Raw genomic sequence first — 25,786 nt, 5'->3', positions numbered from 1 at the left:
TACGGGAGTCACTCGTCCGGCCACGCGACCGGCCACGGAACCACCGGCAACGCCATCGGCCGCACATCACCGCAGGTCAGCGGCCGAATCCCGCCAGCTTCCCGCGCAGCTGCAACACCGACTTGGTGTGGATCTGGCTGACTCGGCTCTCCGTCACACCGAGCACGTTCCCGATCTCGGCGAGCGTGAGCCCCTCGTAGTAGTAGAGCGTGACGACGGTCTTCTCCCGCTCGGGCAGCGTGTTGATCGCCCGCGCCAGGAGCCGTCGCAACTCGCGGTCCTCGGCGACCTCCACCGGGTTGTCGGCGGCGGTGTCCTCCAGGGTGTCCATGAGGCTCAGCCGACCCCCGCCCTCCCCACCGGCGTGCAGCAACTCCTCCAGCGCCACCACGTTGGCCAGCGACAGCTGGCTGAAGACCGCGTGGAGATCCTCCACCGCGATCCCCAACTCGACGGCCACCTCACTCTCCGACGGGGTGCGGCGCAGTCGCGCCTCGAGCGTCGCGTAGGCGCGTTCCACGTTCCGCGCCTTCTGGCGGACCGACCGCGGGATCCAGTCAAGGGCCCGCAGTTCGTCGATCATCGCGCCACGGATCCGGGTGATCGCGTACGTCTCGAACTTGATCTCCCGGTCGACGTCGAACTTCTCGATCGCGTCGATCAGCCCGAAGACCCCCGAGGAGACGAAGTCCGCCTGCTCGACGTTGGGCGGCAGCCCCACGCTCACCCGGCCTGCCACGTATTTGACCAGGGGCGAGTAGTGCAGGATCAGCTGTTCCCGCAGCCGCTCGTCCCCCGTCGCCTTGTACGACCGCCACAACTCGTCGAGCGTCGAGGGGGCGGGCGGTCGCACGCTGCCACCGTCACGGGCGGCTGGGGGGATCGCCGCCCGTTCGGGCCCGGAGGTGTGCTGGGGCATTCGTCGCCTTGTGCCGTTCTGCCGTGGTGCGGGTGCCTGGTGGGGTCGCCGGTCTGCTGTCTGGTTGTCGCCTGCTGTCGGACGTCTGCGTGGGGGTCTTCGTGAGCGTAGCGTGACTGGACTGTCGCGGTGCGCGAAGAACGATGGGAGGGCCGTACGCAGATACGTTCCGCTGAACGCTCTACAGGGGGGATGATGATCGCTCTACGTGATCACTCGAACACCCCAACTGCCCGGATTCCCAAGGGCGTCGGGGTTCCCCCGGACGGCCGAACACGCTGCGTCAGGACGGGCTCCGGCCACCGCGGACCGAGATCATCGGCTGGCGTGTCAACTTCCAGCCGTCGCCGTGTCGTTCGACGTAACCAAGTGCTCGAAGCTCGTACAGTCTCGCGATCGCGTCGTCCTCCGTGGTCTGCGCCCGGCGTGCCACCTCGGCGGCCGTGGCCGCTCCGCGCCCGGGGAGCCCGGCGAGCACCTGGCGGGCCCGGGGATCCAGCAGGTCGGTGGGGAGCACCGGTCCGCGCCGGTCGGGAGCCAGCTCGCCCATGTCGCCGACCAGCTCCACGACCTCGGCGGCGTCGCTGACGAGCACCGCGTCGCCGCGCAGCAACTCGTGCACCCCGGCGGAGAGCGCGCTGGTGGCCGGGCCGGGCACGCCCATCGTGTGCCGGCCGAGGCGTTCGGCGGCACGTGCCGTGACCAGCGAACCACTGCGGTAGGCGGCTTCCACCACCACGGTGCCCCGAGTCAGCGCGGCGATCACCCGGTTGCGCAGGATGAATCTGCTCGGCGTCGGGTGATCGCCCGGGGGCAGCTCACCGACGACCAGCCCCTGTTCCGCGATCCTGGTAATCAGCCCCGTGTGTCCGGGCGGGTAGGGACGGTCGACTCCGCAGGCCAGGACGGCGGCGGTCGCTCCGCCCGCGCCGAGGGCACCCCGGTGGGCCGCGCCGTCGACCCCGTAGGCACCGCCGGACACCACGACCCAGCCGCGCTCGGCGAGGCCCGCGGCGAGGGTGGCCGCCATGTGGGCGCCGTACTCGGTGCAGGCGCGGGCACCCACGACGGCCACCGACCTCAGCGCCCACATGCGCAGGCTCGGCCGGCCGCGCACCCACAACCCGAGGGGCCGGGCGTCCCCCAGGTCGTCGAGCTGCCCGGGCCACTCGGCGGACCCGGGCGCGACGAACCGCACGCCTGCCGCCCGGGCGACGGCCACGTCCCTGCGGGGGTCGGCCCGGTCGGCCCTGGCACGGAGCCCGGCCCACCGTTTCTCACTCACCCCCGGCAGGGGACGCCCGCCCTCACGCAGGCGTCGCACCACGTCAGCGACGCCCCGCTCGCGCACCCAGCGCCCACCGGTCTCGTCGCCGGGCTCGAGGACCCGGGTGAGGAAGACCCTGCCGAGCAGCTCGCCGTCCACCTCACCGGGAGGGCGCTCTCCATGTCCCCGCACCACATCATCCGGGGCGTCGGCAGCGCCCTCACCGGCATCATCGGCCCGGGAGACCCGGCCCCTGGCCCGGTGGTCGCGCCCCGGCACGATCCCCTCCCCCGCCTGATCCCCGGCCCCGGCGACCGCCGCGCCCTCCGGCACGGTCCCGCCCCCGGTCATGTCAGCGCCCCCAGAGCCATGGGGACGCCCCGCGGGACTCCCGTGCGCAGTTGCAGCGCGAGGGCGACATCCCTCGCGTCGGGCCGGTCGTGGCCGACGAGGTCGGCGACGGTCCAGGCGACGCGCACGACGCGGTCGAGGCCCCGGGCGGTGAGCACGCCCCGCTCCAGGCTGCGCTCCGCCTCCTCCAGCGCACCGGGCGCCGCGTGCCAGCGGCTGCGCAGCTCGCGTCCCGGCACCTCGCTGTTGGATCGCCAGGGCGTCCCCGCCAGTCGTGCCGCCGCCCGGTCCCTGGCTGCTCGCACCCGGTCGGCGACCTCGGCGGTGGTGTCCCCCCGGGTGCCGTCGCCGGCCAGCTGGGCGCGGGTGATCCGGTCCACCTCGACCCGCAGGTCGACCCGGTCGAGCAGCGGGCCGGAGAGCCTCGCCTGGTAGCGGCGGATCGCCGACGGCGGGCACTCGCAGAGGTCCTCGTTCCGCGAGAACCGCCCGCACGGGCACGGGTTGGCGGCGAGGTTATGGGGGTCCTTCAGTTCTGTCCGTTGTCCGCACGGACCGCTATCTCCGCATCGGGCCACCACGCTGCATCTGGAAGTGCAAGCTGGTGCGCGTAATCGAGAAGGAGCGTGGGCGAATGGCTGCTGACGACACAGACCCCTTGCAGATCCTGGCTGACAAGCCGCGTGAGATGAGCGCTTTCGCTGCGCTGCTCGAAGCCATGAGGAACGAAGGACATCAGGCTGAACTTCTGGGCAGTCCTGAGCGCCAAAACGATCTCTATCCCTTCACCCCGCCCATCCCCGTGGATGCCGAGGTGACCGTGAACGGGGTGGCTGGCTTCGTCGATCACACTGTGCTGCCCGCTCCGCAGGAGGACCAGCGCCGGGTGGCGACGCAGCGTGCCGTTGCGGAGCGTCTGATTGGGCTGCTGACCCACCTCGCGGCGGACGCTCCCGGCGGTGGTTTGATCATCAACCTGGCCGCCAGACCGTGGATGGGCGTGTCGAGAAAGGCGGGCGACCGGTTGTATGCCCAGGTCGTCGACATGGCCAGCAAAGCGATCAAGCGGGGCAAGCCGTTCGTCGATATGCGGCAGCTGCCCCGGGGGCCCTTCCCTGTGCCCACGATCGGATTCTGGCCTTGCCCTGACAACCATCGGGTGATCATCTCCTTCGTGGACGTCACTTCCGGCTGGTCAGGACGCATCGCTTCCGACGGGCGTTGGCGGTTCAGCATCAGCGAGATTCGTCCCAGCATCGGACGTGCCATCGAAAGCAAGCTGCGAAAGCAGCTGGCGGGAGTCCGTGCCGTGGCGGCCAACAGACCGATCGGGTTGCTCATCGACAGTCGACCCATGCTCAGCCAGGGCAAGAAGAAGCCTGAGCCGGTCTTCGACCTGCCGCCGCTAGTGGTCGGAGAACTGATCCGCGAGATCGCAGAGGAATGGCCCGGTGTGCTGAGTAAAGCGTGGTTGGTGTCCCCCTTGTCTGGCGTGACGCCGGTGTATGGCAAGGGGGACGATCTCAGCTGGTGAACGGCCCAGTGGCAGGATCGTTTGATGCGGCTGCTTGCTGGCGGCGGCGCTCGTCGAGGCTGGTGATCCCGGCAAGGTTCTGGACCTGGTCCTCCAAGGCGGCCTTGTCCAGCGTTAGCTGGCGGATGGCCTCGGCATAGATCCTCAGCTGTTTGCGTAGGTCGGTGTTCTCTCGGCGGAGCCGTGCAAGGTCGTCTTCTCGCTTCGTGGTGTCCTGGGCGGTGGTCGTCGCTTGGCGCCGGGCATCGAGCTCAGACTTGAACCACTCGATTAGGTCGGGGTAGTTCCGATAGAACGTCGCGTGCATGATGCCGAGCTGCTTCTCGACGCGGCTCACCGTGGCCCGCCGACCGAGGGCCTGGCTTTCGTCGAGTTCGGCCTCCATCGCAGTGCGGACCTGCTCGTCCGTAGGCAGCTGGTGGTTCACGATGCCTCCTGGTCGGGGCGGTCGCTCGTGCCGACGACGGCGGCGAGGAAGTCGACGATCTCTTGACGTCGGGCGTTCAGGCGGTGGCGGATCAAGGGGGCAAGGTGCTCGCCTCGCGCGAGCTTCTGGTCGTAGGCGGCCAGGACCTCCCTCATGCGGGTGATGTTGCCGCTCGTGAGTGTGACGTTGCGGCAGCGCAAGGGCTGACAGTCAGGCAGCGAGGGGCCTTCCGCGCCGTCGCTTCGACGGCAGAGAGCTCGGTCGGGGTTGTGAACGCAGGTGACGTATTCACCGGGATAGATGTGCGGGTCGTGGCGATTCATATGCCGCCGGAGCCGCTTGTCGTCGTTGAAGACTTTGCCGTGAAATTGAACGTTCCGCTCGAACTCGGCGAGCCGGCTCTCGGCCTCGGCGGCGGCCGGTCCGCGCAAGCTGTGGAACTCGTGGCTGACGATCAGATCACCGAGCTTCTCGCCGCGGACGATGGCATCCTCGGCCTCAACCTCGTCTCGGAACCCTGAGTCGGAGGTCCCCGCATAGCCTTCGAACATTTGAACGCGGAGATGCCGGAATTGCAGAGCTCCAGCGATCACGCCGCCGGGGCGGCGGGCGATGAACCAGGCCAAAGTCCGGCGAAACTGGCTCGTGGTGATCTTCCAGTACTGCCCGTTGACCAGCGGCACGGTCTCGTCTCGGCCGGTCTCACGGCAGTAGGCGTTGATCCACTTCCTGAAGGCAATCATGTCCGCGTTCGTAGCGCTCGTCGTGCGCGCTTCGTTCTTCTCACCCTGCGCGATATAGCCGCGGGAGGGCGGCAACAGGGCGAAGAGGTAGGGCCGCCGGGCGGGCTGGAGCCGTTCGAGGACCTCGACGGCCCGTTGCGCCGAGGCATTGATGATCCAGGTCGCTTCCACTCCCGTCTCCTCGCCTTCGCCCTTGAACGCCAGGCTGGTCAGACGCCGGCGGACGATGTGACCGTCCTCGTCACGCCAGACGGAGACACAGCCACGCTTGATGTGTTTGACCTCGCCGTCACGCATGCCGGAGAGGAAAGCGATCACGATGTAGCAGGCGGTCTGCAACATGCGGGTCAGGGGATCGACTTCGGTGTACTCGATCGGCCCGCGCCAAGGCTTGCCGTCCAGTAGCCCCCGGACCGGCACCCGTAGGTAGGTCGCGTCGGCAATGCCGAGTTCGGCGGCGGCTTCGCGGATCATTTTCCCGCACTGGAACCTATCGTCCAGGCTCGTCCGCTCGACCCTGCTCTCCCGGGCCAGGTGGCAGCGGTTGACATCGCCCTTCCAGCCGGGCAGGGGACGGCCTTCAGCCCGGTAGCGTTTCAGAACCCGGCTCAGCAGTTTGGTGCTCTGGTTGGGCCCGATGGGCCTCTGTCCGCGCCGGCGGCGGCTGGGCATCGACCAGCGGTTCAGCTGTCGCCACTCGTCATGGGCGTCGATGACGTCGTCCGCGAAGTCGTTGATCCAGCGCAGAGCCCAGACCAAGTAGGGCGAGAGCACCTGCTCGGGGATGCGGTCGGTGGCGTTCTCCCTGACCCGCCGCGTCGTGGAACGGGACTTCCCCCGCTGGAGTCCGGCGACGACGACAGCGGGGTCGAAGGCCAGCGGATCGCTGATCTTCGTGCGACACAACCACAACAGTCTCAGGGCCCGGTGGTAGGAGTCCTTGGTGTTCTGGCTGACCCGCAGGCCATCGGTGTGCCGGGCGAAGGCTTCAACGTCGCCGCTGGTGATCGCCGAGATGGCAGGGATTCCGCGGCCCTCCATCCAGGTCAGGACAGTCAGCAGGTCAGCGCAGTAGCCGCGGATCGTCACGATGGTGCGGATCGCCTCGCAACCTGGCGGCAGGTCACCGACCATCAGCGTGTAGATCGTCTCCTTGGCCACTTGCCGGAACCGTTCCGCAATCCGCCCGAAGTTCATGACGAGGTCGGTCTGATGCCGTTGGACCTGGGCGTGCTTCAGGCGCCAGACGTCATCGCTGAACCGCGAGGTGTCCGCGAGCCGCACTCCGGGCAGCAATGGGCGCCCGGCCAGGACAAAGGCGTCCGCAGCGACGGTTGGCTGTCTCTGGTTGAGCACGTTCGCCTGTACTCGGTCAGTGATCTGGTCGGTCACGACGGTTCCCTCAGTCCATCAAGCAGTTCGGTTGGCAGGGCGTCCGGCGCCTCCTGGCGGGCCCGCTCCTGCTGAGCAGGGGTGAACTTGGGCAGGATCAGCCGCGTGATGATCAGCCAGGTGATGCCGTGCCGGCCGATCCAGTCATCGACGCTCCGGGCGTCGAGTTCGTCTTGCAGCCAGTTCAGGAGGGCGAACAACTTCGGAAGATGCCGCTCGGCCACCAGCGCGTTCGGGCAGCGCAAGCAGGTCAGAAAGGACACGTCGCAGAGCCCGCCCGCGTTCTGCGGGCTGTGCTCGAAGTCCAGGCAGGAGGTCACCAAGGTGTCGAGCTCGCCAGCAGCCGCCCTGGTGAGCTTGTCCTCTGTGGTGCCCAGCGCCGCGGCCGCAGCCTGCGGATCACGCTGAGCCTCCTTCACGGCGTGCTCGTCCATGATCCGTCCGCGGAAGGCGTGAACGGACGCCTGGGCGTCCTCCAGGGCCTCGGTCAGAACCCGGTCGGCCCAGTCCCTGATCCTGGGGTCGTTGCGGAGGTAGTGCAGGAACGACACGTCCGGAGTGTTGGTCCGCGACGCCGACGGCAGGTGACCGCCGACGGCCCGGGTAGTGCGGACTTCGACCGTCTTCTTCAACCGCCCCATGGTCAGTTTCAGCGGCTTTGCCTCAGTCTCCCCGTCCATTTCGACGGGAGCGTCGGCGGTCAGCCCGTGCCGGGCGACCCAACGGTAGATTTCGAGCTGGCGTCCGAGCCGGATGCCGAATGGGTCGATATGTCCCTTGGCGATCGCCCTGGCAGCACGGAAGTCGTCCGGGCCGCCAGCGGTATCACCCGTCCAGATCGACCACACCCGTTCCGAGCGGCTGAAGCCCCGGCTGGTCGCGGCCAGGTCGTGCAGCAGCAGGAACCAGCCGCCGGGCGTGTGGAGCTGAGAGCTCGCGGAGCCGGTCTCCCAGTGGATCGTCTCGCGACTGCGGGTCTTCCCTCTGCGCCGTTTGAGCAGGTTCACCGCGACCGCCCGGCCCTGGAGAACACGGTGGTCAGCGGCCAGTTCCTTGATCGTCTCAGAGTTCCGTCCCGAAAGTCCGACACCCAGCACCAGCAGCGGGAGGATGTCTTGCGTGGTGAGGAACACCTCTCCCGCAAGATCCCTCTGCGAAGCCAGGTCCGGGATGTTGCTGCCTGAGACCCAGTCCTTCTTCGGTGCCGGGACTTCACCGGTTCTGAGCATCCGGGACAGGTCGGCCGCGTGCTGGCGGTCGGGGTCGCTGAGGGTGTCGGGGGCGGACTCGAACTGCTCGATCAGCCGTCGCGAGGCCCGCAATCGCTGGCGGATAGCCACCACGTCTGCGCGGGCTGCGGACATGATCGCGGCGAACTCGCGGTCCGAGTAGCCCGGGGCTTCCGGCCTTGTCTTGATCGCCTTCCACCTGCCGTAGAGGTGTCCGGGCCGTTCCAGGTATTCGCGTATCTCCTGACGCAGCAGGTCCGCAGGCTGTACTTCCTTCAGCAGCTCACGGATCTGGGCCATCTCGGTAAGGACCGAGAAGTCCGCAGTGCTCATCCGCCGGTGCTGGTCGAAGCGCCGCAGGTGCGCGAGGGTGAGCCCGGCCAGCATCGCTGGCGGGCGTCTCAGTCCGCCGAGCCACCTCACCAGCCGGCTCACGGATCCCCAGGCGCTGTCCGCGGCGCCGCGGGTCCGCAGACCCCCGCTCGTGCCGATCCGGCGCCCCCAGGCGGCGGCCAGGTCCGCGTGCAGGCGTGGGCAGGGCAGTTTGGAGAAGTCGTAGCTGGCCCGGCGTCCGTCCTCGCCGAAGAAAACCACGATCGGCCCGGCTTCCGAGCGGACGGTCTCCGGCTGGTAGAAGCCCTCGGGCTGAGCCGCGACCTGACCCCGTCCGGTTCGGCGCCGTTGTGCAGGAATCTCAGGCGGCATCGTTCACCGCCTCCTCCTCCAGGTCCTCGGGATGGACACCGGTTGGCTCCCAGCTGGAGGGGACCAACGCCATCCGTGTCTCCATCTCCAGTTCCTGCAAGGTGTGCAGGTAGACCTGCGTGACCTCGATGGACGAATGTCCAAGTCTCATTCGGACCCAGTTCAGCGGGTCCCCGAAGATCATCTGGTAGGTCTCGCGCTGGCGCGGTGTCATCACCGCCAGTTCCTGGATGTGCCCCCGCCAGAGCTGTTCCAAGGTGATCACGGCGAAGCTGTGACGCAGGACATGGGGGCGGCATCGCAGCCCCAGTCCGAGCCGGTCGCACCGCCGGTTGGCGGTCTTGAACACTTCCTGCCAGGCCGAGGGCTTGCTCGGCAAGCCGTACTGGTTGAGCCACAAAGCCGCTGGCTCCAGCCCCTGCGGTGTGTCCATCAGGACCCGGCGGCGTTCGTCGTGCTTCAGCTTCGCGACCGGCAGGCGTTCCCCGTCGACCATTACGGACGGCCGCCGCCGGTCGGTGATGATTAGCGGGCTCCGAATCCGCTCGTAGACGCCCGCCTCCCGTGCGGCCTCCACGGCCTCCGCGCGGTCGGTGTCGACGTAGTCCCACACATCCTTCAGCGCAGACGCCGGGAAGTAGATTCGGCGGGCGGAGCCGCCCTTCGCGATCGCCTTCGGCAGCCACGAACGCTGGTTCAGCACGCCCGGCACCATCTCCGGGAGCTCGAACAGACTCAGGCTCGTCTGTTCAGCCAGCCGCAGCCCAGTGCGGATCTTCGTGTCGGTATAGGCCGCGTTGCGTGAGGCAAACCGTCCCCGAAACGACCGATCCGGCAGGCCCTGGGTTGTGAAACCTCGCACGCCGACGTCCCGCCATTGCCGGTAGAGGGCTGGCGGCAGCCACTCGATGTCGTTGCGTGAGCCCTCGTGCGATGCCTCGGCCGGCGTCTCGGCGTCAGTTGTCCGGCGGGGATCACGGCTGCGGGAGGTTCGCTGGAGAAATGGGTTCCAGGCGGCGTGCCCCTTGCGGACGGCCCAGCGATAGAACTGGTTGACCGTGGCGACCTCACGGTCCCAGGTAGTCAGCTCCACCCGCGGCCCCACGATGTCGGTCACCCGCCAGTGCTTGAACGCCACCCGGTCCTCCGCCGAGGCGACCTTCCAACTCCGACGGCCACGGTTATCCCATAAGAACTTCAAAAAACGCTTCAGGTCGTAGGCGACGGCCTCCTGAGTGGTCACCGGCTCGTTGGCCAGCTCGGTCACGAAGTAGTCGTTCAGATCCACGTCGTACCGGCCCAGAGGGTCAAGCAGGTACGGCGACCCATCGCCAATCCGTTGCTCGTCCAGCCACTCGTCCAGATCGCCGAGCTCGGCGATCACATCGCATCCGGTCTTCGGCCGAGGCAGACCCCGACGGGTGAAGAACACCCGCCACCCCAGCACACCGGTCTCTCTCTTCTGCACTGCGGGAACGTAACAAGGACAAGTCCGAACCCGCATAAGACAAGACCATCAGGAACCGCGCGGGGAAGCGCACGACACCGGCGCTGCGGGCGATGACGACGTGACCGGCCTCCAGCGGCTGGCGCAGCGCGTCGAGCACCCGGCTGCTGAACTCCGGCGTCTCGTCCAGGAAGAGCACGCCCCGATGGGCGAGGGAGACGGCCCCCGGCCGTGCGATGCCGGCACCGCCCCCGACCAGGGCCTGCATCGTGGCCGAGTGATGCGGTGCGCAGTAGGGGGCCACGTCGATCAGGGGCTTGCCCGGCGGCAGCAGGCCCGCCACCGAGTGCACCGCGGTGACCTCCAGCGACTCCGCCCTGCGGAGCCTGGGCAGGATGGCGGGCAGCCGCTCGGCGAGCATGGTCTTCCCCGCGCCGGGCGGCCCCTCGAGGAACAGGTGGTGGCCACCGGCCGCGGCGACCTCGACCGCCGTGCGCGCCGACTCCTGACCCACGACGTCGGCGAGGTCGTGCCCGTGGTCGTGCTGCGCCGCTCCCATGCTGCGCATGCCGGTGGCGGCTCCGCTGCCGGGCATCCGCAGACCGGCCAGCAGCGGGTCGGGGCGGCCCTGCTCGTCCCGCTCGTCCCGCTCCTCTTCCGGGACGGGTTCGTCGGCGAGGACGGCGATCAGCTGGCGCAGACTGCGCACACCGAGCACCGACACACCGGGCACCAGGGACGCCTCGGCGGCGGCGCACTCGGGGACGACCACCTGTTCGTAGCCGGCCTCGGCGGCGGCGAGCACCGCCGGGAGGATGCCGCGCACCGGCCGCACCCGTCCGTCCAGCCCCAGCTCGCCGATCATCACGATGTCGGCGAGCACGCGGGGATCGATCCGCTCGGCGGCGCCCAGGACGGCCGCGGCGACCGCCATGTCGAATCCGCTGCCGCTCTTCGGTACCGATGCCGGGCTGAGCCCCACCGTCAGCTTCTTCTGCGGCCACTCGGCGCCCGAGTTCACCACCGCGGCTCGCACCCGGTCCCGGCTCTCGGTCAGGCTCTTGTCCGGCAACCCGACCAGGGTGAACGCCGCCACGCCCGGTTCCAGGTCGGCCTGGACCTCGACCACCACGCCCTCGACGCCGGCGAGCGCCACGGAGCACGTTCGTGCGAACCCCATCACGCCACCCCCCGGGCGTGTTCGACCACGGGGGCGCCGCGTCGCGGGAGGAGGACGCCGACAAGGTCGACACGGACACCACCGGGCGGGGCTCCCCCGTGGGTCTGGATCCAGCGTTCGCCGAGCCGTCGCAGCCGGTCGGCCTTCTCGGGGCTCACCGCGGCCATCGGGTGCTCGAAGGATCCGCCCCTGCGCGTCTTGACCTCGCAGACCACCAGGACGTCCCCGTCCCGGGCCACGATGTCGATCTCACCGGTCCTGCCACAGCGCCAGTTGCGCTCCACCACGGTCATACCGGCCCCGGTCAGCCGGCGGGCGGCGAGCGTCTCGCCGTACTTGCCGATCGCAGCTCGTGCGTTCATGTCGGCACCACCTCCGGCGCCAACGATGGGGGTGGCCCGACGATCTTTTGGATCTTGGTGGACGGTCAGCCGACTGTGGACAACGTCGTCACCCGCACGAGTGTCGCGCGATGTCCGCTTGACGGCTGTCAGTCGCGCTGTCAGCCGCGCCGTCAGCCGCCGGGGAGCTCCAGGTCGCTCTTGTTCAGCTCCTCGATGTTCACGTCCTTGAACGTCAACACGCGCACCTGCTTCACGAAGCGAGCCGGCCGGTACATGTCCCAGACCCAGGCATCCGCCATGGAGACCTCGAAGAACACCTCACCCTGGACCGAGTGCACCTGCATCTCGTAGTCGTTGGTCAGGTAGAAACGCCGCTCGGTCTCGATCACGTACTTGAACAAGCCGACGACATCGCGGTACTCCCGGTAGAGCTTGAGCTCCATCTCGGTCTCGTACTTCTCGAGGTCCTCGGCGCTCATGGCATGTTCCCCTTCAGCCGTGCGGTCCCACCATTGTGCGCCAGTCCCGTGCACCCCTAGACGATTTCGATGTCCAGGGTCACCGGCCCGGCGGGGGGCCCTTCGTCGAGCAGCGTGCGCAGCAGCCCGGCGAGTCTGGTCGGATACACCGTCTCATGGGCCCGGGCCAGTTCCTGACACGTCCACCAGCGCGCTCCGGCGACACTGCGCCGCTCCAGTTCGGTCAGCCCCAGGGCCTCGGTCGCGGTCTGTGTCGTGCGGGCCAGGTAGTACCACTCGTCCTGGTCCCAGCGGCGGCCCGCGAAGGGGAAGGAGCACCTGCGCCGCCACAGCACCGGGCCGAGCTCGATGTCGGTGATGCCGGTCTCCTCCGCCAGCTCCCGCCGCGCGGCCTGCTCGCGGGTCTCGTCGCCCTCCACGCCGCCGCCGGGAGTGAACCACCAGTCGTCGGCCGGGTCGTCCGGTTCGTGTCCGTGCAGGAGCAGGATGCGGTCGTCGGGGTCGAGCAGCACCACCCGGGCGACCCTGCGCAGTCCGCCCTCGTAGGAGTCGTGCCCGGCCCGCGTCGGCTCAGCGGACACCGGTGGGCCCCGTCCCCTTCCGGGCACGGGAGGCCGCGGCCCTCTTGGCGAAGGGCCCGTAAGCGGCCCCGGCGAGGATCAGCGCCGCCCCGGCGACCACCAGCGCGACGACCGTCCGCAGCGGTCCGGGCGAGGAGAGGTCCCCCAGCGTCTCGAAGCCGGTCGGGCGCTCCAGCATGCCGTCCATGGGCCAGACCACGGCGTCTACGCGGGCGTCCACGGCCCCGCGCGACACGGTCCCGCCGGCCGCGTCCGTGAGGTGGGCGGTGGAGTCCACGGAGTTGTCGCGCTCGTCGCCGAGCAGGAAGAGGCGGCCCTCGGGGACGGTCACGGTCGGGAAGTTGCTCATCTCGGCCGGCGTGCCGGCGGGCAGGTACGGCTCGTCGATCACCTTGCCGTTGACCTTGAGCTTCCCCTCCTGGCAGCAGGAGACGACGTCCCCGCCGACGGCGACGACCCGCTTGACCATGGGGGCGTCGGCCCAGGTCGCGTCCTTGAAGACGACGACGTCGCCGCGGCGGACGTCGGTGCCGTCGACGCGCTGGGCCAGGACCCGGTCCCCGGCGTCGATCGTGGGCGTCATCGAGCTGGTCGGCACGGTGTAGGGCCGGTAGACGACCGCGCCCCAGGCGAATCCTCCGAGGAACAGCACCAGGCCCAGCGCCACGGCGAGGCCGGACAGCCGCTGTCCGGTCCGGCCGCCGACCGGGGTCCTGTTCGCTCCGCCGTCACGCGGGGTCGTACGTGTCGTGCTCTCGCCACCCATGGATCCGCACCCTACCCGGCGGTACCGGAACGGGGCAGCCCCTCCCGGAGACCGGGAGGGGCCGGCGGGCCGCCTCCGCGAGCGAGGCTGCCCCGAGGCGGGCACGCAGGTCGAGGGGCCTCAGCGGGTCTCGGCGGCGGCGATACGCCTGCGCCGCCACCAGACGACAGGGACGATCCCGGCGAGGGCCAGGCCCTGGGGCGCGGCCGAGAGCGCGGCGGCGGCCGACGACCGGGCCTGCAGACCGTCCTGGTCGAAGGTGTCGGGGACCGGCAGGGTGTCCCAGCGGTTCATCGGCCAGGCGATCACGATGGCGCGGCCGACGACCTCCTTCACCGGCACCATGCCGCCGTGCCTGTCCGACTGGTTGTAGCGGGAGTCCCGGGAGTTCTGCCGGTGGTCGCCCATGACCCAGAGGGAGCCCTCGGGCACCTTGACCTTGAACTGGCCGCCCTGGTCGTCGACGCTGCACGGCGTGTTGCCCGGGTAGACGTACGGCTCGTTCAGCGCCTTGCCGTTGACCTTGAGCGGTCCGGTCTTGCTGCACTCCACGGTGTCACCGCCGACGCCGATGACGCGCTTGATCAGGTCCTTCTCGTCCGCGGACGGCATCAGGCCGATCCAGCTGAGGACCGTCTGCAGCGCGTTCGGGTCGGGGGTGGGCTCGCCGGCCAGCCAGTCGTCCGGGTCGTGGAAGACGACGACCTCGCCGCGCTCGGGCTCGGAGCCGAACCAGGGGGTCAGCTTGTCGACCAGGACGCGGTCATTGATCGTGAGCGTGTTCTGCATCGAGGCGGACGGGATCGAGAACGCCTGCACCAGGAACGTCTTGATCAGCAGCGCGAGTACCAGCGCGATGCCGATCAGGATGGGCAGCTCCTTCCAGAAGGAGCGCTGCTTCTTCGCCTCGCGAGGTGCCGTGGCGGGCGTCCCGCCCACCCCCTCGTCCTGGGGCCCGCTGTGTTCGTCCGTCACCCTGCCGTCCTCGGTCCCGGAGTCGTGCCCGGAGGCCGGGGCGCCGTCCGCGGCCGGGACGGCTGTCTCCACGGGGTGTCCGCGGTTCTCCTCGCCGTCGTGTCCGGACCGTGCGCCAACCGCCACATCCCCCACGCCAACTCCTCACTCTCTGCCACCGCCTGCCCCGTACACGGTGCAGGCCCACCACTCCCATAACGAGCGGGAGTTCCGCAGGGGTCGGGAGTTGAATCATCGCGTTCGGATCGTCGGGGGCAACCCTATGCGACAGCCGGGGAGCGGCGGTCGCACCGGAGGCCGAGTCGGACACGGACGCGTACGTCTGCGGTTCGTCCAGGGTGGTCCAGTGGCCGAAGGGCCAGGCGATCACCATGGCGCGCCCCACGACCTCCTCCTCGGAGACCGTGCCGAAGTCGGTGCCCTGGTGGAACCGGGAGTCGGCGGAGTTCGACCGGTGGTCGCCCATCACCCACAGCCGTCCCTCGGGGACCTTGACGTCGAACGCTATCGTGGAGGGCCTGTCGCCGGGGTACAGGTAGTCCTCGGTCAGGGGGACACCGTTGACGGTGACCCGGCCCTGGGTGTCGCAGCACTTGACCCGGTCCCCGCCCACCCCGACGACCCTCTTGATGAGGTCCTTCTCGTCGTCGGACGGCAGCAGGCCGATGAAGGCGAGGCCTTCCTTGACCTGCTTGACGACGACGGGGTCGTCCTTCTTGGTCGTCTGCTCGCCACGGAGCCACCCCCCGGGGTCGCGGAACACGACGACGTCCCCGCGCTGCGGCTCGGAGCCGAACCAGGGGGTGAACTTGTCCACCAGGACACGGTCGCCGATCCGGATCGTCTGCTCCATGGAGCCCGAGGGGATCACGAACGCCTGGACCAGGAAGGTCTTCAGCACCAGAGCTATCAGGACGGCGACGCCCACGAGGAGCGGTATCTCCTTGACGGCGCTACGCCTTCGGCGCCGCTTCACCTTGCGCTGGAGCTTGCGCCGCTCGGCGCGCGACCGGCCGCCGGACGGCGCCTTCGCGCGCCGGGAGCCGGTGGGCAGCAGGTTCTCCGCGGGGCTGTCGGCCGCGCCGCGCGGTTTGCCCCGGTTACCCATCGGCGCCCTCGGCCTGCTCGGACCGGCGTGCACCAGGGGCCGGTTCGTCCGCGTCCGGTACGCGCGCGTAGGCGTCGGGGCGGTCGAGGTGCGTGGCGTGGGAGAAGGGCCAGACGATCCAGTCGGCGCGGCCGATCACCTCGTCGACCGGGACCATGCCGCCGCCCGGCGAGCCGAGGTGGTCGCGGGAGTCGCTGGAGTCGGCGCGGTGGTCGCCGAGGACGAACAGGGTGCCGTCCGGGACCTCGACGTCGAAGGGCACCGTGGACGGGCGGTCGCCGGGGTAGAGGAACGCCGACTCGTCGACCGACTGGCCGTTCACCTGGACTGCCCCCTCCCGGTCGCAGCACACCACATGGTCCCCGCCCACACCTACAACGCGTTTGATGTAGTCACCGTGCCCGAAGAGCCCGGTCCCGTCGAAAACGACGACGTCACCCCGCCGCGGCTCGCCACCGAAACGGTACGCCAACTTGTTTACGAGAACCCGGTCGCCGATCCTCAATCCGCGCTCCATGGAACCGCTGGGAATCTGGAACGGCTGGAGCACGAAGGTGCTGAGCAGCAGCAGGAACAGCAGCAGCGCCAGCAGGGTCACGGTGATCCGGCCGCCCGGCACCCAGTCGGTGAGCCGGCCCGCGAACGCGGAACGCGACCGGTCCTCCGGTCCCTCCGCTTCCGAGTGCTGCTCGGAGTCGGAGGAACGGGAGGAGCGGTCGCGCTCCGTGGGCTGTGCTTCGGTGTCCATCGGGGCCAGATGCTATCCGGCCCCGGCATGGACCTCGGAGAGCGCTCAGCTCTCGCGCTTCTCCTTGATCTTCGCGGCCTTGCCGCGCAGCTCACGCAGGTAGTACAGCTTCGCGCGGCGCACGTCACCGCGGGTGACGAGCTCGATCTTCTCCACGATCGGGGTGTGCACCGGGAAGGTGCGCTCGACGCCGACGGAGAAGGAGACCTTGCGGACCGTGAAGGTCTCGCGCACGCCGGCGCCCTGGCGGCGGATGACGACGCCCTTGAACTGCTGCACACGGGAGCGGTTGCCCTCGATGACGCGGACGTGGACGTTGACGGTGTCGCCCGGGCGGAAGGCGGGGACGTCGCTGCGCAGCGACGAGGCGTCGACGGAGTCGAGCAGGTGAGACATTGCGTCTGCTTTCTTCGCTGATGCCACAGGTCATCAACGGAAACTAGGTGTTTCGGGATCAGGGTCGTGCGGGTCGGGACGGGCGACGTCTCCCCCTGTGGCAGGGGCGCGCTCCGGACGGACGCACAACAGCGGCCTATTCTTCCACGCCGGGGGTCCTGCGCCAAAATCGGCCGTACGGCTCCCCCGCCGGATCAGGCTCCCAGCCGAGGATGGAGAGCATCTCCCGGTCCTTCTTGTCGAAGGCCTTCGGATCGCACCGCTCGATCAGGTCGGGCCGGTTGGCCGTGGTGCGCCGCAGGGCCTCGTCGCGGCGCCACCGGGCGATCTTCCCGTGGTGCCCGCTGAGCAGCACGTCGGGGATGCCCCGCCCGCGCCACTGCGGCGGCTTGGTGTGGACGGGGCCCTCCAGCAGGTTGGCCATGGCGCCGGGGGCGAAGGAGTCGTCCCGGTGGGACTCGGCGTTGCCGAGGACGCCGGGCAGCAGCCGCGCCACGGCCTCGGTGACGACGAGGACGGCCGCCTCGCCACCGGCCAGGACGTAGTCGCCGATGGACACCTCGTACACGGGCATCCGCGTCGCGTACTCGTCGATCACGCGGCGGTCGATGCCCTCGTAGCGGGCGGGCGTGAAGATCAGCCAGGGGCGCTCGGAGAGCTGGACGGCGAGGTCCTGGGTGAAGGGCCGGCCGCTGGGCGTGGGCACGATCAGGGCGGGTTGACCTGAACCCGTCTCGTAGCCGTCGGCCAGGACGGAGTCGAGCGCGTCGCCCCACGGCTCGGTCTTCATCACCATGCCGGGGCCGCCGCCGTACGGGGTGTCGTCGACGGTGTTGTGGCGGTCGTACGTCCAGTCGCGCAAGTGGTGCACATGGACGTTCAGCTGCCCCCGCGCGCGTGCCTTGCCGACGAGGGAGACGTTCAGCGGTTCCAGGTACTCGGGGAAGATCGTGACGACGTCGAGCCGCATCACGCCTCGTCCCCGGCCGCGTCCTCGGCGTCCCGCGCGGAGGCGATCTCCGCGCGGTCGTCGATCAGACCGGGCGGCGGGTCGATGACCGCGCGCTGCTCGTCCAGGTCGATCTCGGTGACGATCTCGGAGACGAAGGGCACGTAGACCTCGCTGCCGTCGGGGCGCTCCACGACGAACAGGTCCTGCGTGGGCAGGTGGGAGATCTCGGTGATCCGGCCGACCTCCGTACCGTCCGCGGTCACCACGTCGAGGTCGATCAGCTGGTGGTCGTAGTACTCGTCCTCGTCCTCGGGCCGCTCTTCGGGGTCGACGTCGGCGATCAGGAGGGTGTTGCGCAGCGCCTCGGCGCCGGTGCGGTCGTGCACACCGGCGAAGCGCAGCAGGAGACGGCCGCTGTGGACCCGGCCGGTCTCGATGGTGAGCGGTCCGGTGGAGGCGGGGTCGGTGGCGAGTACGGCACCGGGGCCGAGCCGCAGCTCCGGCTCGTCGGTGCGGACCTCCACGGTGACCTCGCCCTTGATGCCGTGGGCGCGGCCGATGCGCGCGACTACCAGCTGCACGGTGCTTGCTTCTCCTGTCGGAACTACGACCGAAACCCACGGCCTGAAGCCATGGTCCGGGACTACGACGAGTCGGTCACGGCGCACAACGACTGCGGGCCGGGGACGGCCGGTGGCCCTCCCCGGCCCGAGCCGGTGCTGCGTTCGGCGTCAGCGGACGTGGTCGACGTCGACGAGGTCGACGCGGACACCACGGCCGCCGATGGCGCCCACGACGGTGCGCAGAGCGCGCGCGGTGCGGCCGTTGCGGCCGATCACCTTGCCGAGGTCGTCGGGGTGCACCCGGACCTCGAGCACACGCCCGCGGCGCAGGTTGCGCGAGGCGACCTGCACATCGTCAGGGTTGTCGACGATGCCCTTCACGAGGTGCTCGAGAGCCTCCTCGAGCATGCTCAGGCCTCGGTCGACTCAGACGAAGAAGACTCGGCCGCGGCCTCGTCCTTCTTCTCGGCCTTCTTCTTCTGGGTGATCGCCTCACCCTTGCCCTCGTCGTCGCCACCGAGCGCCTCGAAGGACGGACGGGCCGACTTCTCGGCCGGCTGCAGCAGCGGCGCCGGGGCGGGCTCGCCCTTGAACTTCTGCCAGTCGCCGGTCTTCTTCAGGATGGCGAGCACGGGCTCGGTCGGCTGGGCGCCGACACCGAGCCAGTACGCGACACGCTCGGCGTCGACCTCCATCACCGACGGGTTGTACGTCGGGTGGTACTTGCCGATCTCCTCGATGGCCCGGCCGTCACGGCGGGTACGGGAGTCGGCGACGACGATGCGGTAGTGAGGCGAACGGATCTTGCCCAGACGCTTCAGCTTGATCTTGACTGCCACGGGAGTGGGTTCTCCTGGATTTGACGTGGGTGGGCACGGCGAGAGAGCCGCGTGGGGTTGCGGTACCCGAGTGCCCGATGGACGCGTCAGCCGGAGGAGAGAGGGGTCCTGTGCGACTGTCGAGTACAGCTGACCATTGTGCCACACGCGGGCGTGCCCTTCGGACCGAGGGCGGACCGAGGGCACCGCGCCCGGTCCGGCCGCCACGAGCAGCCGGATCCTCAGCTCGCCACCGCGCCGACCACCTCCGGAATCCGGAACGGCTTGCCGCAGCCGCCGCACATGATCGGGGCCTGGGCCAGGACGGACGGCACGACCCGGACGTTGCGTCCGCAGTCGCAGACCGCCTTCACCCGCACCCCTCCCCCGGAGGAGCCGTGGCGTGCGGCCGGCCCGCGGAAGCTGCGTGCCGAGTCGGTCGCGGTCGCGGCGGTGTGGGCCTTCAGCGCGCGCTGGAGGCGTTCGATCGTCGGGCGGTAGCGGCGCTTCGCCTCGGGGGTGAGCGTGACCAGCGAGAAACCGCTGCTGGGATGCGGCTCCTCGGGGTGGTCGAGGCCCATCTCCTCGGCGATCGCGAGGAAACGACGGTTGTGATAGCGCCCCGCGCGGGAGGTGTCGCGTACTCCGCGCGCGGCGGCGATGCCGTGGACTGCCTCATGGAGCAGTCGCTCGAAGGAGAGCTCGTGCCCGCAGGCGGACGACGACTCTCCGATCAGGGACTCGGGCGCGGCAAGATCGGGCAGCTCGGTGTGGTGCCGCTGAATGTCGGCCCACGCCTGCGCCAGCTCTGCGGCGAGAACAGGTGGTGTCGTGCTCACGTAATGACAACGAGCCGGAGTGCCGCTGTGTTCCTATTCCGGGGCATCCCAAATAATTTGCACGTACCCGTCAGTTGCCGCTGATGCGTCCCGACGAGGGCGGGTGCGCTGATCTGCGGAGAAGCCTCACAGCTCGTACCAAGCTGGTGCGTAGTCCGACGTACGCGCCGGCGCGTAGATCCTGTCCACGCGCGGGGGGCGTGAGAATGCCCGATGCGCAAGGGGCGTTTCGGTCGCTGTGCCCCCGCCGGGGCGTCACCCGATCGGGCGCGCCGACGGAGGCGAGGTTACCGGGTGTGCCACCGGCGTGCGGTACCGCCCCTCCCCCTGCCGGTTTCCGTCACCGGGCGGCGGTCGCCGGGCTCGGCGACCTTGGCCGGAACCGCGCCCTCCGCGTCGTCGCGACCCGCTGTCATCGCCGAGCGCCACGATCAGGCCATCCGCCGAAGGGGTCGCGCAGGTGCTACCGCGAGTACCGCGCGGCCAGGCCCACATTGCCGGGAAGTGAAATCTCGCCACCGCGGCGGGAGCCGGGCAAACCGGCGCCCGCTACCACTGGACGCCACGGCGAGCCCGGAGTTTCCTGGCATACGGGGGGAGTGCGAGCGCACTGCACGGGGGCCACCGAATCCGGCACAGCGGCAACACTCGGCGATTGGGGCGCTTTCCTATGACACCTACGCTCGTGCGGCAGCACTCGTCCCACGCGGGGGCGACGCCCCGCGTGGACCCGCGTGCACGCGCGCGTGACTGGTCCGAGATACAGGAGCGGATGCTCGTACCGCTGTACGAGGCCGTCTACGAGCGGCTGCACGTGGGCGGCGGCACCCGGATGCTGGGGCTGGGCTGCGGGTCCGGACTGGCTCTGCTGATGGCCGCCTCGCGCGGCGCGTCGGTGACCGGTGTCGACTCCCGCTTCCCGGAGCGCGTCGAACTGGCACGGCAGCGGTTGCTGTCCGACGCGCCCGGAAGCCGGGAGGCACGCGCGCGTGCGGACGCCGCGCGGGTCGTCGAGGGCGGTCCCGGTGACGCGGCGGACCCGTCGGCGCCGGCGTTCACCCTGGTGACCGCCTTCGAGCCCATCGGGTGCCTGGCGGGCGACTCGGAGGGGCTGGGCGAGCTGCTCGCCCAGGCCGTGCCGCTGGCCGGGCGCGGGGCGGCCGTGGTGCTGGCCGGCTGGGGCCCGCCGGAGCGGTGCGCGACGACGTCGGTGCTGCGGGTGGCCACCAAGCTCGCGGACCCGCTGCGCGGCGCGGGCCGGTGGCGCCCCGCCCTGCGCGACGACCTGGAGGAGGTGGCCCAGCGCGCCGGTCTGAGGCCGGACGGCTCGGGGCGGGTGGCGTGCCCCTTCGGGTACGGCGACGTCGACAGCGCGGTGCGCGGACTGCTGTCGACCGGCCTGTTCGACGCGGCGATCGCGGCGACCGACCAGGAGCAGGTCGACAAGGAGCTGTCGGAGGCTCTGCACGCGCACCGGCGGCCGGACGGGACCGTGTGGATGCCGAACGTGTTCCGGTACCTGATCGCCCGGACGACCTGACCACCTGACCACCTGACGAAAGGTTCCGGCCGGACGCGTGCGGCCGTGGAAGGGTCTCCCGCGGTGGCGGCGAGTCGTGTGCGGAGCCCGGCGGGGCTCGCGCGGGTGCTCCCGGTGGATCACGGCGCTCTACTCTGGTCCACCGTCCCCGGGGAACGAACACCTCTGCACGCAGGAGCCCGTAGTGCCGCACCGCACGAGCCCGTCGCGCCTCGCCGCGCCCGTCGCCGTCCTCGCCCTGGCCCTCACCGCGTGCGGGGCCGGGGGTGGGGAGGACACCGACGCGAGGAGCCCCGGGGCCCCGGCCGCTCCCGCGCGCGCGGCGTCGGGCGGCGACGTGGCGGCGGGCGAGGCCGTGACGGGGAAGGTCGCGGAAGGGCCCGGCGCCGTCACCTACGAGGTCGTGGCGCGGAAGGTCGACGTGGGCACGGAGGCGGAGGCCGCCGAGGCGGTGGCCGACGCGGCGGACGCCGAGGGCAGGGTGCCGGCCGTCGCGCACCTGGAGTACACGCACCGGGGCGGCCCGGCCCTCACCGAGGGCTCCGAGGTCCACGACGCCGCCGCGGTCTTCGCCGACGGGCAGCGCGGCGGCATCCTCGTCGGCGCCCCGGACGACGTCCCGGGCTGCGAGGACCCGTACGCGGTGGAGAGCTGGAAGCAGGGCGAGAGCCATGTCTTCTGCGAGACCTACCTGGTCCCCGCGGACGCCACGAGCGTCGAGGTGCACTGGTCGCAGGAGGACGGCGAGCCCTGGGTCTGGAAGTTCCCTCGCCGGTAGCGGCCCCGGGGCGGTGCCCGGAGCGGTGCCGGACCGCGTTCACGCCTCCGGGACGTCCTTGGCCAGGCGCGTGATCCCGGCGATCCGGTACGCGTCCGCCTCGTCCAGTGTCTCGTTCGCCAGGAGTGCCTCGGCCAGTGCGTCGAGCTGTTCGCGGTGCTCGCGCAGCGTACGCAGGGCCTGCGCGTAGCACTCGTCGACGACCCGCCGCATCTCGCCGTCGATGGCGTCGAGGGTCCCGGGTGCGGCGGCCAGTCCGTAAGCCTGCTGGGCGTCGCCGGGGAGGGCGGAGAGCCGGCCGACCTGTTCGCTCATGCCCCAGCGGCCGACCATGCCGCGCGCGATCCGGGTGACCTGTTCGAGGTCGCTCTCCGAGCCGGTGGTGATCACGTCGTACACGACCTGCTCGGCCGCCATGCCGCCGAGCGCGCCGATGATCCGTCCGCGCAGGTACTCCTCCGTGAACGCGTACTTGTCCGAGTCCGGCGTCGACAGCGTCACCCCGAGCGCCCGTCCGCGCGGCACGATGGTGATCTTGCGAACGGGGTCGGCGCCCGGTTGCAACATGCCCAGCAGGGCGTGCCCGCTCTCGTGGTAGGCGGTGCGCCGGCGCTCGTCCTCGGGCATCACCAGGGGGCGTTCGGCGCCCAGCTGGACCTTCTCCAGCGCCTCGGAGAGGTTCGCCTGCGTCACCCGGTCCTGCTTCCGCTTCACCGCGAGCAGTGCGGCCTCGTTGGCGAGGTTGGCGAGTTCGGCGCCGGTCATGCCCGGGGTCGTGCGGGCCACCTGGGTCAGGTCGACGTCCGGGGCGAGCGGGATCTCGCGGGTGTGGATCTCCAGGATCGCCCTGCGGCCGCCCCGGTCCGGCGGCGATACGGTGACCAGCCGGTCGAAGCGGCCGGGGCGGGTCAGGGCCGGGTCCAGGATGTCGGCGCGGTTGGTGGCGGCGATGACGATCACGCCCTCGGCGCCCGAGAAGCCGTCCATCTCCGTGAGGATCTGGTTCAGGGTCTGCTCGCGCTCGTCGTGACCGCCCATGCCGGAGCCGCCGCCCCGTGCGCGGCCGATGGTGTCGATCTCGTCGATGAAGATGATCGACGGCGCGACCTTGCGGGCCTCGGCGAACAGCTCCCGCACCCGGGAGGCGCCCACGCCCACGATCATCTCGATGAACTCGGACGCGGACGCGGAGAAGAACGGCACGCCCGCCTCCCCGGCGACCGCGCGCGCGAGGAGGGTCTTCCCGGTGCCGGGCGGGCCGGACAGCAGGACGCCCCGGGGCATCTTGGCGCCCATGCGGCGGTATTCGTCGGGGTTCTTCAGGAAGTCGACGACGTCGCTCAGCTCGCCCTCGACCTCGTCGATCCCGGCCACGTCGGCGAAGGTGGTGCGCGGCTCGCCGGCCTCCAGCTCGACCGGCTTGGGCGGTGCCTTGCGGCCGAGCATGCCGCCGGCGCCGCCGCCGAGGGCACCCCTCATGCGACGCGCGATGAAGATCCACAGCACCACGAGGAGCAGCATCGGCGCCAGCGCGATCAGCAGGTTGACCAGGAAGCTGCGCTGCCGGACGACCGGTTCGGCCGTGACGGTGACGTCGTGCTCGGTCAGCTCCTCCCAGAGCCGGTCGTCGGCGAAGGTCGGCCGCTCGGTCGTGAACCTGGTGTAGCTCCCGTCACCCTCGGGGTTGTCCCGGGCCTTCCTCAGCTGGCCCTGGATCGCGTCGCCCTTGGCGTAGATCTTGCTGACGTTGCCCTCGTCGACCTGCTTGCTGAACTCCGTGTAGGAGATGGTCGGCTCGTCGCCCTCGTTGAAGAAGGAGAGGACCAGGTTGGCGATGAGGTAGACGATCAGCGCGGCCAGGGCCAGGTTCCACCAGCCGCCGCGCATCCTTCTCCCGGGCGGCGGCTTGGGCGGCTCGTCGGGGGTGCCCTCGGTGCGCCAGGGTCGCTCGGGGGCCTTGCGCGGCGGGGACGGGTTGGTCATATCCGGACGTTACGACACGAAGGCCGCGCGGGCATGTGGGTGTACCGCGCGGGCGTACGGCGCCGTACGGCACTGGGGGCGCCCCGCGCTGCTCCGCGCGGGGCGCCCCCAGTGCCGTACGAACGTCAGGCGTCAGGCGTCAGGCGTCAGCCCATGAACTTCTTGAACTCGTCCGGCAGCTCGAAGTCCTGGCCGCCCTGCTGGGGCAGTCCGAAGGCGCCGCCGTTCTGGGCGGCGGCGGCGCGGCGGGCGGCCTCCTCCTGCTCCTGCTGCTTGCGCTTCATCGGGTTGCCGGAGCGCTGCTTGCCCTTGGTCTTCTTCTGCTGCTTCTTCTGCCGGCCCGGGCCACCGCCCATGCCCGGCATCCCCGGCATGCCGGGCATACCGCCGCCCTGGGCCATGCGGGACATCATCTTGCGGGCCTCGAAGAACCGCTCCACCAGGCCCTTCACCGCGCTGACGTCGACGCCGGAACCCTTGGCGATACGGGCGCGGCGCGAGCCGTTGATGATCGTCGGCTCCTGGCGCTCGGCCGGGGTCATCGACTTGATGATGGCGGCCGTGCGGTCGACGTCGCGCTCGTCGAGGTTGTTGATCTGGTCCTTCATCTGGCCCATGCCCGGGAGCATGCCGAGCAGCTTGCTGATGCTGCCCATCTTCCGGACCTGCTCCATCTGGGCCAGGAAGTCGTCCAGGGTGAAGTCCTGGCCCTTCTTGGACGCCAGCTTGGAGGCCATCTTCTCGGCCTCTTCCTGGCTGAACGTCTTCTCCGCCTGCTCGATCAGGGTGAGCAGGTCACCCATGTCGAGGATGCGGGAGGCCATCCGGTCAGGGTGGAAGGCGTCGAAGTCCTCGAGCTTCTCGCCGTTGGACGCGAACATGATCGGCTTGCCGGTCACCGAGGCGATCGACAGGGCCGCACCACCGCGGGCGTCACCGTCGAGCTTGGAGAGCACCACGCCGTCGAAGCCGACGCCGTCGCGGAAGGACTCGGCGGTGTTGACCGCGTCCTGGCCGATCATCGCGTCGACGACGAAGAGGATCTCGTCGGGGCTGACGGCGTCGCGGATGTCCGCGGCCTGCTGCATCAGCTCCTGGTCGATGCCGAGGCGGCCGGCGGTGTCGACGATGACCAGGTCGTGGACCTTGGCCTTGGCGAACTCGATGGAGTCCTTGGCGACCTTGACCGGGTCGCCGACGCCGTTGCCCGGCTCGGGAGCGTAGACCGCGACGCCGGCGCGCTCGGCGACGACGCTCAGCTGGTTGACGGCGTTGGGGCGCTGGAGGTCGCAGGCGACGAGGAGCGGCGAGTGGCCCTGCTCCTTGAGCCACCGGCCCAGCTTGCCCGCGAGGGTGGTCTTACCGGCACCCTGGAGACCGGCCAGCATGATGACGGTCGGCGGCTGCTTGGCGAAGCGCAGGCGGCGGGTCTCACCGCCGAGGATGCCGACCAGTTCCTCATTGACGATCTTGACGATCTGTTGCGCGGGATTCAGCGCCTTGGAGACCTCGGCGCCCAGGGAGCGCTCCTTGACCTTCTTGATGAAGGCCCGCACGACGGGCAGGGCGACGTCGGCTTCGAGGAGCGCGATGCGGATCTCGCGGGCCGTGGCGTCGATGTCCGCCTCGGTCAGCCGTCCTTTGCCCCGGAGGGATTTGAAGGTGGCTGACAGGCGGTCGGAGAGAGTATCGAACACGGCGGCGTAGGTCCTCGCGTCGGCG

23 protein-coding genes and 3 pseudogenes are annotated in these 25,786 nt (G+C 70.2%); 3 read left to right on the top strand and 23 right to left on the bottom strand.

Features of this window, described 5'->3' with window-relative positions:
- Positions 1–76: 76 nt before the first annotated feature.
- The 3 genes and pseudogenes from whiG to ACGF5T_RS24300 form a co-directional block, all read right to left on the bottom strand.
- On the bottom strand, positions 77–919 hold the full coding sequence (whiG, locus tag ACGF5T_RS24310; protein WP_356612280.1) for an RNA polymerase sigma factor WhiG: 843 nt from the start codon (positions 917–919) through the stop codon (positions 77–79).
- 283 nt (positions 920–1,202) lie between these two features.
- On the bottom strand, positions 1,203–2,537 hold the full coding sequence (gene dprA, locus ACGF5T_RS24305) for a DNA-processing protein DprA (protein ID WP_366768115.1): 1,335 nt from the start codon (positions 2,535–2,537) through the stop codon (positions 1,203–1,205).
- A pseudogene (locus ACGF5T_RS24300) lies at positions 2,534–3,052 on the bottom strand (ATP-binding protein); the annotation flags it as partial. The pseudogene ACGF5T_RS24300 and the gene dprA, both read right to left, overlap by 4 nt.
- Positions 3,053–3,171: 119 nt before the next feature.
- On the opposite strand from ACGF5T_RS24300, the gene ACGF5T_RS24295 reads away from it, so the two are divergent.
- Positions 3,172–4,071 (top strand): hypothetical protein, encoded by a 900-nt coding sequence (locus tag ACGF5T_RS24295; protein ID WP_366768114.1) that lies wholly within the window; start codon positions 3,172–3,174, stop codon positions 4,069–4,071.
- Here the strand turns inward: ACGF5T_RS24295 and ACGF5T_RS24290 are convergent.
- The 18 genes and pseudogenes from ACGF5T_RS24290 to ACGF5T_RS24205 form a co-directional block, all read right to left on the bottom strand.
- Positions 4,061–4,498: a hypothetical protein gene (locus ACGF5T_RS24290; protein ID WP_366768113.1), complete on the bottom strand. Its 438-nt coding sequence runs from the start codon at positions 4,496–4,498 to the stop codon at positions 4,061–4,063. The two genes, ACGF5T_RS24295 and ACGF5T_RS24290, sit on opposite strands and share 11 nt — an antisense overlap.
- On the bottom strand, positions 4,495–6,633 hold the full coding sequence (locus ACGF5T_RS24285; RefSeq protein ID WP_366768112.1) for a hypothetical protein: 2,139 nt from the start codon (positions 6,631–6,633) through the stop codon (positions 4,495–4,497). Before ACGF5T_RS24285 ends, ACGF5T_RS24290 begins: the two co-directional genes overlap by 4 nt.
- Complete coding sequence (locus ACGF5T_RS24280) at positions 6,630–8,567, bottom strand: hypothetical protein (RefSeq protein WP_366768111.1); 1,938 nt, start codon at positions 8,565–8,567, stop codon at positions 6,630–6,632. Before ACGF5T_RS24280 ends, ACGF5T_RS24285 begins: the two co-directional genes overlap by 4 nt.
- The gene (locus ACGF5T_RS24275) at positions 8,557–9,951 is read right to left on the bottom strand and encodes an integrase (protein WP_366768110.1); all 1,395 of its coding nucleotides are present in this window, start codon (positions 9,949–9,951) and stop codon (positions 8,557–8,559) included. The genes ACGF5T_RS24280 and ACGF5T_RS24275 overlap by 11 nt, the downstream gene beginning before the upstream one ends.
- A gap of 121 nt (positions 9,952–10,072) precedes the next feature.
- Positions 10,073–11,194 (bottom strand): annotated as a pseudogene (locus ACGF5T_RS24270) (YifB family Mg chelatase-like AAA ATPase); the annotation flags it as partial.
- The gene (locus ACGF5T_RS24265; RefSeq protein WP_356612286.1) at positions 11,194–11,556 is read right to left on the bottom strand and encodes a YraN family protein; all 363 of its coding nucleotides are present in this window, start codon (positions 11,554–11,556) and stop codon (positions 11,194–11,196) included. The pseudogene ACGF5T_RS24270 and the gene ACGF5T_RS24265, both read right to left, overlap by 1 nt.
- 152 nt (positions 11,557–11,708) lie before the next feature.
- A complete protein-coding gene (locus tag ACGF5T_RS24260; protein ID WP_003965949.1) occupies positions 11,709–12,017 on the bottom strand; it encodes a DUF2469 domain-containing protein in 309 nt (102 codons plus the stop codon).
- A 56-nt stretch (positions 12,018–12,073) separates the two neighbouring features.
- A complete protein-coding gene (locus ACGF5T_RS24255) occupies positions 12,074–12,598 on the bottom strand; it encodes an NUDIX hydrolase (RefSeq protein WP_366768109.1) in 525 nt (174 codons plus the stop codon).
- Positions 12,588–13,364, bottom strand: a complete 777-nt coding sequence (lepB, locus tag ACGF5T_RS24250; protein WP_366768108.1) for a signal peptidase I — start codon at positions 13,362–13,364, stop codon at positions 12,588–12,590. The genes ACGF5T_RS24255 and lepB (ACGF5T_RS24250) overlap by 11 nt, the downstream gene beginning before the upstream one ends.
- A 120-nt stretch (positions 13,365–13,484) precedes the next feature.
- Complete coding sequence (gene lepB / locus ACGF5T_RS24245; protein WP_356612292.1) at positions 13,485–14,474, bottom strand: signal peptidase I; 990 nt, start codon at positions 14,472–14,474, stop codon at positions 13,485–13,487.
- A pseudogene (gene lepB / locus ACGF5T_RS24240) lies at positions 14,365–15,447 on the bottom strand (signal peptidase I); the annotation flags it as partial. The pseudogene lepB (ACGF5T_RS24240) and the gene lepB (ACGF5T_RS24245), both read right to left, overlap by 110 nt.
- Complete coding sequence (gene lepB / locus ACGF5T_RS24235; RefSeq protein ID WP_366768107.1) at positions 15,440–16,195, bottom strand: signal peptidase I; 756 nt, start codon at positions 16,193–16,195, stop codon at positions 15,440–15,442. The gene lepB (ACGF5T_RS24235) and the pseudogene lepB (ACGF5T_RS24240), both read right to left, overlap by 8 nt.
- Positions 16,196–16,240: 45 nt before the next feature.
- Positions 16,241–16,591, bottom strand: coding sequence for a 50S ribosomal protein L19 (gene rplS / locus ACGF5T_RS24230; RefSeq protein ID WP_053137698.1), 351 nt, complete (start codon positions 16,589–16,591; stop codon positions 16,241–16,243).
- A gap of 136 nt (positions 16,592–16,727) precedes the next feature.
- Positions 16,728–17,561, bottom strand: coding sequence for a tRNA (guanosine(37)-N1)-methyltransferase TrmD (gene trmD / locus ACGF5T_RS24225; protein ID WP_361012964.1), 834 nt, complete (start codon positions 17,559–17,561; stop codon positions 16,728–16,730).
- Entirely contained in the window at positions 17,561–18,124 is a 564-nt protein-coding gene (gene rimM, locus ACGF5T_RS24220) for a ribosome maturation factor RimM (protein ID WP_356612298.1), read from the bottom strand. Before rimM ends, trmD begins: the two co-directional genes overlap by 1 nt.
- A gap of 150 nt (positions 18,125–18,274) precedes the next feature.
- Positions 18,275–18,514: an RNA-binding protein gene (locus ACGF5T_RS24215; protein WP_003973401.1), complete on the bottom strand. Its 240-nt coding sequence runs from the start codon at positions 18,512–18,514 to the stop codon at positions 18,275–18,277.
- A gap of 2 nt (positions 18,515–18,516) precedes the next feature.
- Entirely contained in the window at positions 18,517–18,945 is a 429-nt protein-coding gene (rpsP, locus tag ACGF5T_RS24210) for a 30S ribosomal protein S16 (RefSeq protein ID WP_356612300.1), read from the bottom strand.
- Between the two features lie 221 nt (positions 18,946–19,166).
- Positions 19,167–19,763: a hypothetical protein gene (locus ACGF5T_RS24205; protein WP_356612302.1), complete on the bottom strand. Its 597-nt coding sequence runs from the start codon at positions 19,761–19,763 to the stop codon at positions 19,167–19,169.
- Between the two features lie 670 nt (positions 19,764–20,433).
- On the opposite strand from ACGF5T_RS24205, the gene ACGF5T_RS24200 reads away from it, so the two are divergent.
- Both ACGF5T_RS24200 and ACGF5T_RS24195 read left to right on the top strand, forming a co-directional pair.
- Positions 20,434–21,303, top strand: a complete 870-nt coding sequence (locus ACGF5T_RS24200) for an SAM-dependent methyltransferase (RefSeq protein WP_356612304.1) — start codon at positions 20,434–20,436, stop codon at positions 21,301–21,303.
- A gap of 184 nt (positions 21,304–21,487) precedes the next feature.
- On the top strand, positions 21,488–22,081 hold the full coding sequence (locus tag ACGF5T_RS24195) for a hypothetical protein (protein ID WP_366768105.1): 594 nt from the start codon (positions 21,488–21,490) through the stop codon (positions 22,079–22,081).
- Positions 22,082–22,120: 39 nt separating this feature from the next.
- On the opposite strand, the gene ftsH is transcribed toward ACGF5T_RS24195, so the two are convergent.
- Entirely contained in the window at positions 22,121–24,064 is a 1,944-nt protein-coding gene (gene ftsH / locus ACGF5T_RS24190) for an ATP-dependent zinc metalloprotease FtsH (RefSeq protein ID WP_366768103.1), read from the bottom strand.
- A gap of 146 nt (positions 24,065–24,210) precedes the next feature.
- Positions 24,211–25,761, bottom strand: coding sequence for a signal recognition particle protein (gene ffh / locus ACGF5T_RS24185; protein WP_053137677.1), 1,551 nt, complete (start codon positions 25,759–25,761; stop codon positions 24,211–24,213).
- Positions 25,762–25,786: the final 25 nt, after the last annotated feature.

The organism is Streptomyces sp. NPDC047853 (assembly GCF_043204535.1).
In the GTDB taxonomy this organism is placed as follows: domain Bacteria; phylum Actinomycetota; class Actinomycetes; order Streptomycetales; family Streptomycetaceae; genus Streptomyces.
This window is presented reverse-complemented; position numbering and strand designations above follow the sequence as displayed.